Annotated in this window: 11 protein-coding genes; 7 read left to right on the forward strand and 4 right to left on the reverse strand. The window is 70.1% G+C overall.

What is annotated here, in order from left to right:
- Window positions 1–56: 56 nt before the first annotated feature.
- The 4 genes from ABZT02_RS26320 (at window position 57) to ABZT02_RS26335 (ending at window position 3,033) form a co-directional block, all read left to right on the forward strand.
- Window positions 57–629, forward strand: coding sequence for an RNA 2'-phosphotransferase (locus tag ABZT02_RS26320; protein ID WP_356021392.1), 573 nt, complete (start codon window positions 57–59; stop codon window positions 627–629).
- A 24-nt stretch (window positions 630–653) separates the two neighbouring features.
- Window positions 654–1,109 (forward strand): hypothetical protein, encoded by a 456-nt coding sequence (locus ABZT02_RS26325; protein WP_356021394.1) that lies wholly within the window; start codon window positions 654–656, stop codon window positions 1,107–1,109.
- Between the two features lie 52 nt (window positions 1,110–1,161).
- Window positions 1,162–2,064, forward strand: a complete 903-nt coding sequence (locus ABZT02_RS26330) for an LLM class flavin-dependent oxidoreductase (RefSeq protein WP_356021396.1) — start codon at window positions 1,162–1,164, stop codon at window positions 2,062–2,064.
- A gap of 84 nt (window positions 2,065–2,148) precedes the next feature.
- Window positions 2,149–3,033: an HAD hydrolase family protein gene (locus ABZT02_RS26335; RefSeq protein ID WP_356021666.1), complete on the forward strand. Its 885-nt coding sequence runs from the start codon at window positions 2,149–2,151 to the stop codon at window positions 3,031–3,033.
- Between the two features lie 44 nt (window positions 3,034–3,077).
- Here the strand turns inward: ABZT02_RS26335 and cydD are convergent, their stop codons facing one another.
- The 4 genes from cydD to hisC form a co-directional block, all read right to left on the reverse strand.
- Window positions 3,078–6,578: a thiol reductant ABC exporter subunit CydD gene (gene cydD, locus ABZT02_RS26340; protein ID WP_356021398.1), complete on the reverse strand. Its 3,501-nt coding sequence runs from the start codon at window positions 6,576–6,578 to the stop codon at window positions 3,078–3,080.
- Window positions 6,579–6,637: 59 nt separating this feature from the next.
- On the reverse strand, window positions 6,638–7,642 hold the full coding sequence (cydB, locus tag ABZT02_RS26345) for a cytochrome d ubiquinol oxidase subunit II (protein WP_356021400.1): 1,005 nt from the start codon (window positions 7,640–7,642) through the stop codon (window positions 6,638–6,640).
- 18 nt (window positions 7,643–7,660) lie between these two features.
- Window positions 7,661–9,169, reverse strand: a complete 1,509-nt coding sequence (locus ABZT02_RS26350; RefSeq protein WP_356021402.1) for a cytochrome ubiquinol oxidase subunit I — start codon at window positions 9,167–9,169, stop codon at window positions 7,661–7,663.
- A gap of 185 nt (window positions 9,170–9,354) precedes the next feature.
- A complete protein-coding gene (gene hisC / locus ABZT02_RS26355; protein WP_356021404.1) occupies window positions 9,355–10,434 on the reverse strand; it encodes a histidinol-phosphate transaminase in 1,080 nt (359 codons plus the stop codon).
- Window positions 10,435–10,858: 424 nt separating this feature from the next.
- Here hisC and ABZT02_RS26360 point away from each other — a divergent pair, with 424 nt between their 5' ends.
- The 3 genes from ABZT02_RS26360 (at window position 10,859) to ABZT02_RS26370 (ending at window position 14,296) form a co-directional block, all read left to right on the forward strand.
- Window positions 10,859–11,971 (forward strand): LacI family DNA-binding transcriptional regulator, encoded by a 1,113-nt coding sequence (locus ABZT02_RS26360; protein ID WP_356021406.1) that lies wholly within the window; start codon window positions 10,859–10,861, stop codon window positions 11,969–11,971.
- A 200-nt stretch (window positions 11,972–12,171) separates the two neighbouring features.
- On the forward strand, window positions 12,172–13,236 hold the full coding sequence (locus ABZT02_RS26365; RefSeq protein WP_356021408.1) for a metallophosphoesterase: 1,065 nt from the start codon (window positions 12,172–12,174) through the stop codon (window positions 13,234–13,236).
- A 193-nt stretch (window positions 13,237–13,429) separates the two neighbouring features.
- The gene (locus tag ABZT02_RS26370) at window positions 13,430–14,296 is read left to right on the forward strand and encodes a hypothetical protein (RefSeq protein WP_356021410.1); all 867 of its coding nucleotides are present in this window, start codon (window positions 13,430–13,432) and stop codon (window positions 14,294–14,296) included.
- The last annotated feature ends 42 nt before the right edge of the window (window positions 14,297–14,338 follow it).

Raw genomic sequence — 14,338 nt, forward strand, 5'->3', positions numbered from 1 at the left:
AACATCCGATCCAAAATCATTCGCGTGATTCACGTCTCTCCCGGCACCCTGGCGGGATGAACGAGAACAAGCCACGCGAGAGGGACGAGAGACGCACCGTGAAGGTGTCGAAGTACCTCTCGAAGCATCTGCGTCACCAGCCCGAACGGATCGGGCTCACGCTGGACCCGGCCGGCTGGGTCGAGATCGACGCGCTGATCGCCGCGGCCACCGCGCACGGCTTCCGCTTCACCCGGGACGAGCTGGACCACGTGGTCGCCGCCAACGACAAACAGCGCTTCGTGATCGACGGCACGCGCATTCGCGCCAGCCAGGGCCACAGCGTCGACGTGGACCTCGGCCTGCCACCGGCGACCCCGCCGCCGTACCTCTACCACGGCACCGTGGCCCGCCACCTGGACGCGATCCGCGCCGAGGGACTGCGCCCCATGAACCGGCACGACGTCCATCTGTCGGCCGACCGTGACACCGCGACCCGGGTCGGCGCCCGCCGCGGCCGTCCCGTCGTGCTCTCCGTGGACGCGCAGGCCATGCACCGGGACGGCCATGTCTTCCAGGTCAGCGCGAACGGGGTATGGCTGACCCAGGCCGTGCCACCGCGCTACCTGCGGTTTCCCGAGTCGCACTGAACCCGGTGGGAGATGATCGACGCCATGGACACCGGCAGAAACCACCTCCCCACGACCGAGGCCGCCGTCACCGCGCTCCGCGCCCTCGCCGCCGAGTACGGGCTCGCCATCGAGGTGACCCACGACATCGGCGCCGACCAGACCTCCCGCCGCAGCGCCGCGGGCGTCGGCGTCACCACCGACCCGGACGGCACCCTGCCCCACGAGGCCTACGTCGAGTTCGGCGGCCGGCCGCGTGTGGAGGTACGCCTGTTCCCGGACGACGACGCCCTGATCACCGTGGACGGAGTCGAGTGCCCCGACGTCGCCCGCGACGACGTCCCCGCCTTCCTCCGCGCCCTCTATGAAGGCCACGCCTGGGTGAAGGCGCGCCGTTTCCCGCCCAGCCACTTCCTGATGGTGCCGCTCCCGGGCGACCGCGTGCACAAGGAGTTCATCCCGGTCGGCCTCAGCCCCTGGCTCAGCAGCCGCACACAGTGACCGTGAGTCACTGTTTCACGTGAAACAGCGCCGGACGCTTACGCTCGGACATATGAGTCTGCGTCTGAGCACCGTGATCCTCCCCCATCGCCGCTGGAACGAGGGGGGCCGCGAGACATGGCAGCGCGCGGAACAGCTCGGCTTCCACACCGGATACACCTACGACCACCTGTCCTGGCGCACCTTCCGGGACGGGCCCTGGTTCGGGGCCGTGCCCACGCTGACCGGCGCCGCGGGCGTCACCGACAGGCTGCGCCTGGGCACCCTGGTCACCTCGCCGAACTTCCGGCACCCGGTGACCCTCGCCAAGGAACTGATCACCCTCGACGACATCTCCGGCGGCCGCGTCACCCTCGGCATCGGGGCGGGCGGCACCGGCTTCGACGCCACCGCACTCGGCCAGGATCCGTGGAGCCCCCGCGAGCGTGCCGACCGGCTCGCCGAGTTCGTCCCGCTGCTCGACCGCCTGCTCAGCGAGGACTCCGTGTCCTACGAGGGCGACTTCTACTCGGCGCACGAGGCCCGCAACATCCCCGGCTGCCTCCAGCGGCCCCGGCTGCCCTTCGCCGTGGCCGCCACCGGGCCGCGGGGCCTGAAGCTCGCCGCACGCCACGGGCAGGCGTGGGTGACCACCGGCGACCCGAAGCTGTACGAGAAGGGCACACCCGAGCAGTCCCTCCAAGCCCTCCGCGGCCAGGTCGACAAGCTCATCGACGCCTGCGCGGCGCTCGGCCGGGACGCGAACACCCTGGACAAGATCCTGCTCACCGGCTTCACCCCCGACCGCGGCCGCCCGCTGGAGTCCCTCGACGCGTTCGTCGACTTCGCGGGCCGCCACCGGGAGCTCGGCTTCACGGAGCTCGTGATCCACTGGCCGATCCCCGACTCCGACTTCGCGGCCGAGGAGAAGGTCTTCGAGCGGATCGCCATGGAGGCACCGGCACAGCTGGGCTGAGACGACCGCACCGGGGCGGGTGGGGTCCGCCCCCGCGTCATCTATGTCTCACCTGTGTGGGCACCCGCACGGGCGTGCACGCATATACGGGAGAATGAGCGGGTGACCTCAGCGACTCGACAGCCCGAGACCCCGGCCGCCGGCCTACCCCCCCGCCTGATCGCCACCGATCTCGACGGCACTCTGCTGCGCGACGACAAGTCGGTGTCCCCACGCACGGTCGCGGCCCTCGCCGCCGCCGAGGAGGCCGGCATCGAGGTCTTCTTCGTCACCGGTCGCCCGGCCCGCTGGATGGATGTCGTCAGCGACCACGTCCACGGCCACGGCCTGGCCATCTGCGGCAACGGCGCCGCGGTGGTCGACCTGCACGGCGGTCCCGGTGCCCACCGGTTCGTGAAGGTGCGCGAGCTGGCCCGGGAGAACGCGCTGGACGCCGTACGGCTGCTGCGGGAGGCGGCGCCCGGCACGGTGTACGCGGTGGAGCAGACGTACGGCTTCTACCAGGAGCCGGACTACCCCAAGCTGCACATGGAGATCCCGGACAACCTCGCCCCCGCCGAGGAACTGCTGGCCGAGGACGGCCCCGGTGCCGCCGAGCCGGTGCTGAAAATCCTTGCCTACCACCCCTCGATCGACCCGGACGCCTTCCTCACCCTCTCCCGGCTGGCCATCGGCGACCGCGCCAACGTCACCCGGTCCAGCCCCAGCGCCCTGCTGGAGATCAGCGGCCCCGGTGTCTCCAAGGCCAGCACGCTCGCCCTGTGCTGCGCCGAACGGGGGATCTCGCACGAGCAGGTCGTCGCCTTCGGGGACATGCCCAACGACGTCGAGATGCTCACCTGGGCAGGCCAGTCGTACGCGATGGGCAACGCCCACCCCGACGTGATCGCCGCCGCCTCGGGCCGGACCGTCGCCAACAACGACGACGGGGTGGCCGTCGTGATCGAGCGGATGCTGGAGCGGCTGTAGGTGTCGTCGGGGCTCGGCCGGCCGAGAGACGCTCCATGCGCGGCTCAGCCGACCGGCACCTCACGTGCCACCAGCAACTCCGACTCCGCCTCCCGTTCGGCCATCCCCCGCAATGGCCCCTCCGCACGCACCAGTTCCGCGTAGGGACCGCGCTGCACCGCCCGTCCCTCGTCGAGTACGACCACCTCGTCCACCGACTCGAGTCCGGCCAGGCGGTGCGTGATGAGGAGCGTCGTACGACCCTCGGTGGCGGCCAGCAGATCGGCGGTGAGGGCGTCGGCGGTGGGCAGGTCGAGATGCTCGGCCGGCTCGTCCAGGACGAGGACGGGAAAGTCGGCGAGCAGCGCCCGGGCCAGCGCGAGCCGCTGGCGCTGACCGCCGGACAGCCAGGCCCCGTGCTCGCCGACCAGGGTGTCGAGCCCGTCGGGCAGGCTCTCGGCCCAGTCGAGCAGGCGGGCCCGCCGCAGCGCGTCCCGCAGCTCGTCCTCGGTCGCGTCCTTCTTGGCGAGGAGCAGGTTCTCGCGCACTGAGCTGTCGAAGAGGTGGGCGTCCTGGGCGCACAGTCCCACCAGCCGCCGTACGTCGTCGCTGTGCAGGCCGTAGGCGTCCACCCCGCCCAGGGTGTAGGTGCCGGCGTTCGCGTCCAGGAAGCGCAGCAGCACCTGCGCGAGCGTCGTCTTGCCGGAACCGGAGGCGCCGACCACGGCGATCCTGCGGCCCTCCGCGAGGGTCAGGTCGAGGCCCGCGAGCGCGTCCCGGTCCTGGCCCTCGTGCCGGGTCGTCAGTCCCTCGAGGACCACCGGGAACGGCGAGGCGGGCGCCTGCCGAGCCTGCTCCGGCTCCCGCACCGGCTCCGACGCGTCCAGCACCTCGTGGACGCGCTCCGCACTCCTGCGCACCCGCTGGCGGTACTGCACGGCGAGCGGCAATCCGAGGACGGCCTCGAAGGCTGCCAGCGGAGTGAGCACGACGACGGCCATGGCGACCCCTCCGAGCCGCCCGGAGCCGACCGCGTGGGCGCCGACGAGGGCGGTGGCGCTGACGGTCAGGCCGCAGATCAGGGCAGTGAGACCGTCACCGAGCGCGGTGGCGGTGGCGGCGCGCGAGACGATCCGGGTGAGGACGCTGTCCGCCCGCCGTGCCTCGGCGGTACGGGCGGGCAGGGCACCGGCGACGGTCAGCTCCGCGGTCCCGGTGAGGAGATCGGTCACGCGGGTCGACAGTTCCCCGCGGGCGGGGGCGAGCCTGCGCTCGGCGCGGCGAGCCACGGCTCCCGTGACGAGCGGGACGCCGACACCCGCGGCCAGCAGGCCCACGGCGAGCGCGGCGCCCGCCTCCGGCAGCAGCCAGGCCGTGAAACCCACGGAGGCCGCCGACACCACAGCTGCGGCACCGGCGGGCAGGAGCCAGCGCAGCCAGTAGTCCTGGAGGGCGTCCACGTCGGAGACGAGCCGCGAGAGCAGATCACCCCGGCGGGCCGTGCGCAGCCCGGCGGGGGCCAGCCGCTCCAGGCGCCGGTACACGGCGACCCGGGTGTCCGCGAGCATGCGCAGCACGGCGTCGTGCGACACCAGCCGCTCCGCGTACCGGAAGACGGCCCGCCCGATGCCGAAGGCCCGGGTCGCCGTCACGGCCACCATGAGATACAGCACGGGCGGCTGTTGCGAGGCCCGGGAGATCAGCCAACCGGAGGTGGCCATCAGTCCCACGGCGCTGCCGAGCGCGAGGCTGCCGAGCAGCATCGCGAGCGCGAGCCGGCCTCTCCGAGGGCCGGACATGGCGCGCACGCGGGCGAGGACGCTGCGCGCCTGTGGCGTCGGCTCGGTCGCCCCGGGCTCCGCCGGAGCGGGGCCACTGTCCTCGACCGTGCGTGCCGTGGACGTCCTGGCCATGGCGTCCGCAGGAGCCGGTGCCGGGGGCTCCGTCAGTCGCACCACCCGGTCCGCCACCGCGAGCAACGCCGGTCGATGCACCACCAGCAGCACCGTGCGCCCGGCCGCCAGCCGCCGTACCGCCGCCACGATCTCCGCCTCGGTGGCTCCGTCGAGCGCCGCCGTCGGCTCGTCCAGGAGCAGTACCGGCCGGTCCGCGAGGAACGCCCGGGCCAGCGCGAGCCGTTGCCGCTGCCCGGCGGACAGTCCCGCCCCGTCCTCGCCGAGCACGGTGTCGGCCCCCAGCGGGAGCGCGTCGACGAACTCCAGCGCCCCCGCGTCCCCCAGCGCCCGCCGCACCGCGGCGTCGTCGGCGTCGGGTCGTGCCAGCCTCACGTTCTCGGCGATCGTCCCGGCGAACAGCTGCGGCCGCTGCGGCACCCATGCGACGCGTGACCGCCACTCCGCCAGGTCGGCCTCGGCGAGATCGGCTCCCCCGATCCGCACCCGCCCCTCGGCCGGCCGCACAAATCCCAGCAGGACGTCCAGCAGCGTCGACTTGCCCGCCCCGCTGGGCCCGACCAGCGCGACCGTCTCCCCGGGCGCGACCTCGAAGGAAACGTCCGTGACGGCGTCCCCGGAGCGGCCCGGGTACCTGACCGTGACCTGTTCGAAGGCCAGGGCACCGGTGGGTACGGCAGCCGTACCCACCGTCGGCACCGGCGTCTCCAGCACCGAGAAGATCTCCTCTGCGGCCGCCAGCCCCTCCGCCGCCGCGTGATACTGCGCACCCACCTGCCGCAGAGGCAGATACGCCTCCGGGGCCAGGATGAGGATGACGAGGCCGTCGTACAGATGCATCTCGCCGTGGACGAGACGCATCCCGATCGTCACGGCGACCAGCGCCACCGAGAGCGTCGACAGCAACTCGAGGGCGAAGGAGGAGATGAAGGCGATCCGCAGGGTTCGCATGGTCGCCTGCCGGTATTCGCCGGTGATGCGCCGGATGGACTCGGCCTGTGCCTTGGCCCGGCCGAACACCTTCAAGGTCGGCAGCCCCGCGACGACGTCCAGGAAGTGCCCCGACAGCCGGGACAGCAGCCGCCACTGACGGTCCATCCGAGCCTGGGTGGCCCAGCCGATCAGCACCATGAACACCGGGATGAGGGGCAGGGTCCCGACGATGATGGCCGCCGAGACCCAGTCCTCGGTCACGATCCGCGCCAGCACCGCCACCGGCACGACCACCGCCAGCCCCAACTGCGGGAGATAACGCGCGAAGTAGTCGTCGAGGGCGTCGACTCCCCTGGTGGCCAGAGCGACCAGGGATCCCGTCCGCTGCCCGCTCAGCCACCCGGGCCCCAGCGCGGTGGCCCGCTCCAGCAGCCGTCCCCGCAGCTCCGACTTCACCGCCGCGCTCGCCCGGTGGGCGGCGAGTTCAGTGAGCCAGGAGACGACTCCACGGCCGACGGCGAAGGCCGCCAACAGCAGCAGGGGAGTCCGGAGTTCAGCGACCGCCAGGCCGTGCTGGAACGCGCCGACCACGATCTCGGCGATCAGCATCGCCTGAGCGATGACCAACAGGGCTCCGACGCCGCCCAGGCCGACGACGGCCACCAGGAAGTGGCGGGTGGCCCGGGTGTACCGGAGCAGACGCGGGTCGATCGGTTTCACGTGAAACACACCCTCTTCTCAAGGGGCATGTTTCACGTGAAACATGCCCCATATCGGGCTCAGTGCACGGCTTCGGCGATGTGCTGCGTACCGATCCGCTTGCGGAACACCCAGTAGGTCCAGCTCTGGTAGAGCAGGACGATCGGCGTGGCGATCCCCGCGCACCAGGTCATGATCTTCAGGGTGTACGGGCTCGACGAGGCGTTGGTGACCGTCAGGCTCCAGTCCGCGTTGAGTGAGGACGGCATGACGTTCGGGAAGAGCGTCAGGAAGAGCATGGCGACGGCGGCCACGATGGTGACGCCCGACAGCGCGAACGACCAGCCCTCACGCCCGGCCTGGTTGGCCACCAGGGCGGCGACCAGCGCGGCCACCGCCACCACCAGCGCGACCAGGCTCTTGGCGTCCCCGCTGTCGACCTGCGTCCAGAGCAGGAAGATCAGCGCCAGCGTGGCCGCGACGAGACCGACCTGGGTCGCCAGCTTCCGTGCCCGCTCCCGGATCTCCCCGACGGTCTTCAAGGCCGTGAACACCGTTCCGTGGAAGGTGAACAGGGTCAGCGTCACCAGTCCGCCGAGCAGGGCGTAGGGGTTGAACAGGTCCCAGAGGGAGCCGACGTACTCGAAGTGCTGGTCGATCTTGACGCCGTGCACGATGTTGCCGAAGGCCACACCCCACAGGAATGCGGGAATGAGTGAGGTCCAGAAGATCGCGGTCTCCCAGTTGCGCTGCCAGTTCTCCTCGGGTCGCTTGGCCCGGTACTCGAAGGCGACACCCCGGACGATCAGGCAGACCAGGATGAGCAGCAGCGGCAGGTAGAAGCCGGAGAAGAGCGTGGCGTACCAGTCGGGGAAGGCGGCGAAGGTCGCGCCGCCCGCCGTCAGCAGCCACACCTCGTTGCCGTCCCAGACGGGACCGATGGTGTTGATCAGGACACGCTTCTCGACCCGGTTGCGGGCGAGCAGCTTGGTCAGGACGCCGACCCCGAAGTCGAAGCCCTCCAGGAAGAAGTAGCCGGTCCACAGGACGGCGATGAGCACGAACCAGACGTCGTGAAGTTCCATGACTCGATCTCCCTCGGCCTAGTACGAGAAGGCCATCGGCTTGTCGGCGTCACGGGTGTCGCCGCCGATCTTCGTGGGCGGGTTGAGGTCGGCCTCGGTGAGCTCGGGAGGACCGGCCTTGACGTACTTCACGAGCAGCTTGACCTCGACGACGGCGAGGATGGCGTACAGAGCCGTGAAGACCAGCATCGAGATGAGGACCTCGGCCTGGGAGACGCCGGGGGAGACCGCGTGACGGGTCTGCAGGACGCCGTAGACGACCCATGGCTGGCGGCCCATCTCGGTGAAGATCCAGCCCCAGGAGTTGGCGATCAGGGGGAAGCCCAGGGTCCAGATCGCCGCGAGCCAGTAGAGCCTGCCGAGCTTGGGGCTGAGGGCCTTGTTCTTGAAGAGGACCAGATGCGGCACCTCGTCGTCGGCGACCCTCAGGTGCTGCGGGAGCATGAACTTCTTGCGGGTCAGCCAGAGTCCGGCGAGGCCGATGGCGAAGGACGTCATGCCGAAGCCGATCATCCAGCGGAACGCCCAGAACGTGACGGGGATGTTGGGCCGGTAGTCGCCCGGCCCGTACTTCTGCTGCTCGGCCTTGTTCACGTCGTTGATGCCGGGGATGTACGAGGTGAAGTCGTCGTTGGCCAGGAAGGACAGCAAACCCGGGATCTCGATGGCCACGGTGTTGTGGCCCTTCTCCACGTCGCCGTAGGCGAAGATCGAGAACGGCGCGGAGTCCTGGCCGTCCCACAGCGCCTCGGCGGCCGCCATCTTCATCGGCTGCTGCTTGAACATAACCTTGCCGAGCGTGTCACCGCTGATGGCGGTGAGCATGCCGGCGATGACCACGGTGACGAGGCCCAGCCGCAGCGAGGTCTTCATCACGGGGATGTGCTTCCTGCGGAACAGGTGGAAGGCCGCGATACCGACCATGAACGCGCCTCCGGTCAGGAAGCACGCGCTGAGGGTGTGGAAGGCCTGGGCGAGAGCGGTGTTCTGGGTCAGCACCGCCCAGAAGTCGGTGAGTTCCGCGCGACCCCTCGCCTTGTTGATCCGGTAGCCGACCGGGTGCTGCATCCACGAGTTGGCCGCGAGGATGAAGTACGCCGACAGGATCGTGCCGATCGAGACCATCCAGATGCAGGCCAGGTGGATCTTCTTGGGCAGCTTGTCCCAGCCGAAGATCCACAGGCCGATGAAGGTGGACTCGAAGAAGAAGGCGATCAGGGCCTCGAAGGCGAGCGGGGCACCGAAGACATCGCCGACGAAGCGCGAGTAGTCGGACCAGTTCATGCCGAACTGGAACTCCTGCACGATGCCGGTGACCACACCCATCGCGATGTTGATCAAAAAGAGCTTGCCCCAGAACTTGGTGGCCCTGAGGTACCGCTCGTTCTCCGTACGCACCCAGGCGGTCTGCAGGCCGGCCGTAAGGGCGGCCAGGGAGATCGTCAGGGGGACGAACAGGAAGTGGTAGACGGTGGTGATGCCGAACTGCCAGCGCGCCAGGGTCTCCGGCGCCAGAGCCAGGTCCACGTCGCCGCTCCTTACCTCACAGGCTTGTGGAACAAATGCGGGTGAAGTGTCCGCTTGTGAAAGCGTTCACATTCACAAGCTAGTATGCCGCACCTGCTTTCGATAAACGAAGGGGGGTCCCGGTCACCTCCGGGAACCCCCCTGTCGAACCCCTCCGACCTGCGCGGACGCCAGGCCTGTGTGAGCTAGAGCTCCTTGCGGAAGCCCTCCGCCACCTTCAGGAAGATGTCGTTCGCCTCGGCCTCGCCGACCGTCACGCGCACTCCCTCGCCCGCGAAGGGCCGTACGACCACACCGTGCTGCTCGCACGCCGCCGCGAAGTCGACCGTGCGCTCCCCCAGCCGCAGCCAGACGAAGTTGGCCTGGGTCTCGGGCACCGTCCAGCCCTGGGACCGCAGCCCCTCCACGACACGGTTGCGCTCACAGACCAGCGAGCCGACCCGGCCCAGGAGTTCGTCCTCGGCCTGCAGCGAGGCGATCGCCGCCTCCTGTGCGAGCTGGCTCACCCCGAAGGGCACCGCCGTCTTGCGCAGCGCCGCGGCCACCGGCTCGTGGGCGATCGCGAAGCCGACCCTGAGGCCCGCGAGGCCGTACGCCTTGGAGAAGGTGCGCAGCACACAGACGTTCGGCCGCGTGCGGTACAGCTCCACACCGTCCGGCACCTCGGGGTCGCGGATGAACTCGCGGTAGGCCTCGTCCAGCACCACCAGCACATCGCTCGGCACCCGGTCGAGGAACCGTTCCAGCTCGGCCCGCTTCACGACCGTGCCCGTCGGGTTGTTGGGGTTGCAGACGAAGATCAGCCGGGTCCGGTCGGTGATCGCGTCGGCCATCGCGTCCAGGTCGTGCACATCGCCCGCCGTCAGCGGCACCCGCACCGAGGTGGCACCGCTGATCTGCGTGATGATCGGGTACGCCTCGAAGGACCGCCACGCGTAGATCACCTCGTCGCCCGGTCCCGAGGTCGCCTGGATCAGCTGCTGGGCGACGCCGACGGAGCCGGTGCCGGTGGCCAGATGGGAGAGCGGGACGCCGAAGCGCTCGGACAGCTCGTTCATCAGGCCCGTGCAGGCCATGTCGGGGTAGCGGTTGAAGGAGGAGACCGCGGCCGTCACGGTCTCCAGCACACCCGGCAGCGGCGGATAGGGGTTCTCGTTGGAGGACAGCTTGTAGGCCGCGGGTCCGCCGGCCGCGGCGGGCTTGCCCGGCTTGTACGTGGGGATACCCTCCAGCTCGGCGCGCAGCTTGGGGCTTGTCTCGCTCACCGCAGTCCTCCTCATGACCACCGACACATGGCGGCCGACTCCGGCAGCCGGCTTCCAATACTGCTCACCTTATGAGGATTGGGCTCCGCTGCGTACAGGTGAGAACGAACCTCGTCAGCCTCACAGGCATCAGGGGCATCACCGTACGAAGGCAGACGAATCAAGGGGCGCGGTCACATATATCTATGCGCCGGTGGCTCACGCCGTAGCGCGCATCACCCGTGAAGGTGAGTTGAGACCTCTTCGAAACATCGGGAACTCGGCAGGCCCATGCGTGCCGACAAGTTACGTAGTGCCATTGGATCGTTTAACTGACTTTGTTTCACAGGCAGTTGACACCAAATGACCTTGCAGAAACGTGCCTGTCAACGCGTGCATATGCGTCCGCCCTACCCCACCGCATGAGCCCTACTATCGGCTCGCCATGACAGCAGCAGGGAAGCACCAGGTGAGCCGCGCGGAAACCTCACGTCGAGGCAGTCGGCCGGGCCGGGCGGGCATCAGAGACGTGGCCGCCGCCGCCGGAGTCTCCATCACGACCGTCTCCGACGCCCTGAACGGCAAGGGCAGGCTCCCGGACGCCACCCGCCGCCATGTCCGGGAGGTCGCCGACCGGCTGGGCTACCGGCCCTCGGCCGCGGCCAGAACCCTCCGTACCGGCAAGTCGGGACTCATCGGCCTGACCGTGACGACGTACGGGGATGAACCTTTCACCTTCACCGAGTTCGCGTACTTCGCCGAGATGGCGCGGGCCGCCACCTCGGCCGCGCTCGCCCGCGGCTACGCCCTCGTCATCCTGCCGGCGACCTCGCGCCACGACGTGTGGTCGAACGTCGCCCTGGACGGCACGGTGGTCATCGACCCCTCCGACCAGGACCCGGTCGTCAGCGAGCTGGTCCGGCAGGGTTTACCGGTGGTCTCCGACGGCCGTCCGGCCGGCGCGCTCCCGGTCACCGCCTGGGTCGACAACGACCACGAGGCCGCCGTCCTCGGCATCCTCGACCACCTGGCCGACGCCGGCGCCCGCCGCATCGGCCTGCTGACCGGGACGACGACGGACACCTACACCCACCTGTCGACCACCGCGTACCTGCGCTGGTGCGAGCGGGTCGGCCAGGATCCCGTCTACGAGGCCTATCCGGCGCACGATCCGTGCGCGGGCGCCGTCGCCGCCGACCGGCTGCTCGCCCGCCCGGACCGACCCGACGCCGTCTACGGCCTGTTCGACCCGAACGGCACCGACCTGCTGGCCGCCGCCCGCCGCTACGGGCTGCGCGTCCCGGACGACCTGCTCATCGTCTGCTGCAGCGAGTCCACCGTGTACGCCAGCACCGAGCCGCCCGTCACCACGCTCTCCCTCAAGCCCCGACGCATCGGCACGGCAGTGATCCAGCTCCTCATCGACGCCATCGAAGGCGTGGAATCCGACCAACCGGTCGAGCAGGTGATACCGACCGAGCTGATCGTGCGCACCTCGTCCCAGCGGCGGGCGCCGCGCACGACGGTCAGTCCGCCGCGGTCGCCCGAGAAGGAGTAGCCGGGAGGTGGCCGGGCAGGGGCGAAGCCCGGCCCAATCGGGGCGAATGCCGCGGTGGACAGGAGTCTTGCTCCGATTCACCACCCCTGGGTCATCACATGGCGCGATCCGCATTCCTATGATGGGCCCACGACACCGCGGGCCGCTGCGACCAGGCAGTCCGAAGCGGTGCAGATGCGGCGCGATGGTGGAGGGGTCTGATGACTCAGGGGGCCGGTCAGGGACCCGAGGTGGAGCGCACGGCAGTGCTGCGCGACTTCCGGGTGCCCGCGTACGTCAACGAGACCGGTCCGTACGGCCATAGCACGCACCCCGGCGACGTCGTCCCGGCCCCTGAGGAGGCGTACCCGGAGGGGTACACCCCCACCGAGCAGGACCTGCCCGTCATCGACCACGGTGACGGACTCCAGGCGGCCGCCGACCCCGCTGAGCAGCCGGAGGACGGTCCCGGTCCGCTGTTCGTCGTCGGCGACGTCCACGGCTACCTCGACGAACTGATGACCGCCCTCCACGAGAAGGGCCTGGTCGACGCCGCGGGCAACTGGTGCGCGGGCACCGCCCGGCTGTGGTTCCTCGGCGACTTCACCGACCGCGGCCCCGACGGCATCGGCGTCATCGACCTCGTGATGCGGCTGTCCGCGGAGGCCGCAGCGGCAGGCGGCTACTGCAAGGCCCTCATGGGCAACCACGAGCTGCTGCTGCTCGGCGCCAAGCGGTTCGGCGACACCCCCGTCAACTCCGGCGCGGGCACCGCCACCTTCCAGGCGGCCTGGCTGCTCAACGGCGGGCAGAAGACCGACATGGACCGCCTCCAGGACCACCATCTGCAGTGGATGGCCCGCCTCGACGCCGTCGAGGAGGTGGACGGGCACCTGCTGGTCCACTCCGACACCACCGCCTATCTCGACTACGGCGACTCGATCGAGGCGGTCAACGACACCGTCCGCGAGACCCTCACGCGCAATGACGCGGACGAGGTGTGGGACCTGTTCCGCAAGTTCACCAAGCGCTTCTCCTTCCGCGACGAAGGCGGCGCCGACCATGTGCGCTCCCTGCTCGCAACGTACGGCGGCAACCGCATCGTTCACGGCCACAGCCCGATCCCCTATCTGCTCGGCGAAGTGGGCTCCGAGGACGACAAGGAGGAATCCGGTCCGGTGGTCGAGGGACCGCACGTCTACGCCGACGGACTGGCCATCGCGATGGACGGCGGGGTGACCATGGCCGGAAAACTGCTGGTCCAGCAACTGCCCCTGGATATCTGAGCCTTCGCAGGGCAGAGGTTCCCCCAGGACGGACCGACCGTCGACCGCGCAGGCCAGAGGCCAATTTCTGGAAACCCCCTGTCACCCTGTGCCGTGACCGCTCTACCATCTGCTTATCCGTAGCAGGCTCCCCTCCGTTTCTGCCCGACGGCTCGTTGGCATGCGAGCCCCAAGCCCTACGGAGCATCGGGGGATGCACATGAACAGCGTTCCGCAGCACCTGCACAGCGAGGACCGCCAGGAGTACGAGCGGATCCTCGATGAGGCGCTGCGCTCCGCACCACACCGTCCCGAACTGGCCGCTGTCGGACAGCGGCTGAATCCCGAACAGCTGCGCACCATGGCGCTCAACGCCACCGCGATCATCACGGCGGCCGCGGCGACCGAGTACCAGCACTACGTGAAGGTCCGCGAGGAACAGCGCCGCCCGGCGACGCCGTCCACCCTGTCGTCCGTGCACGAACCCGGACCCGCCGACTCGGGCACGGGTGCGATGGGGCTCGCCGCCACCATGGGAGAGGTCGCCGAGACCGCCGGTGCGGGCGCCGTCGCCGTCGCCGCCGTCCTGACGCCCGTCCTCGCCGGGATCGCCGCGGCGATCTTCCTGCTCGTGGGCTACATCCTCCAGATGCTCAGCCCGCCACCGGCGTTCGCCCACGCCATGATCACCATCGGCTGGGTGTTCGGCGCCCTGACCGCGGCCGCGATCCTGGTCGCCGCCGGCGGCCTGCTGATCACCGCACTGCGCAACCGGCCCTCTTCGGACGCGGGGTACGGCGAACTGAGCGAGGAGGTGGCACGGGCCAGGGACGCCTGGCGCGAGGCCCTGCTGGAACGCGGACTCCTCCCCTTCCTCAGAGAGGCCCTGGCCGATCCGGGCACCGCCGCACTGCACCACCACACGGCACCGCCCGCACGGACCAGCCGGATGCCCAGCCTCGGCTACGACCGCCCCGGCTTCAGCAGCCCGGACGACGGAGCCTCCGGTGCCCGCCCGAGCTTCAGCAGCCCGGACTACACCAGCCCGGACTTCGGGGGGCCGGAACACCAGCCGGAATGACCCCGGCACAGCCCCTCGGCTTGCGCCCCCATCACGGGGAGC

It is taken from the genome of Streptomyces sp. NPDC005402, assembly GCF_040606575.1.
GTDB lineage: Bacteria > Actinomycetota > Actinomycetes > Streptomycetales > Streptomycetaceae > Streptomyces.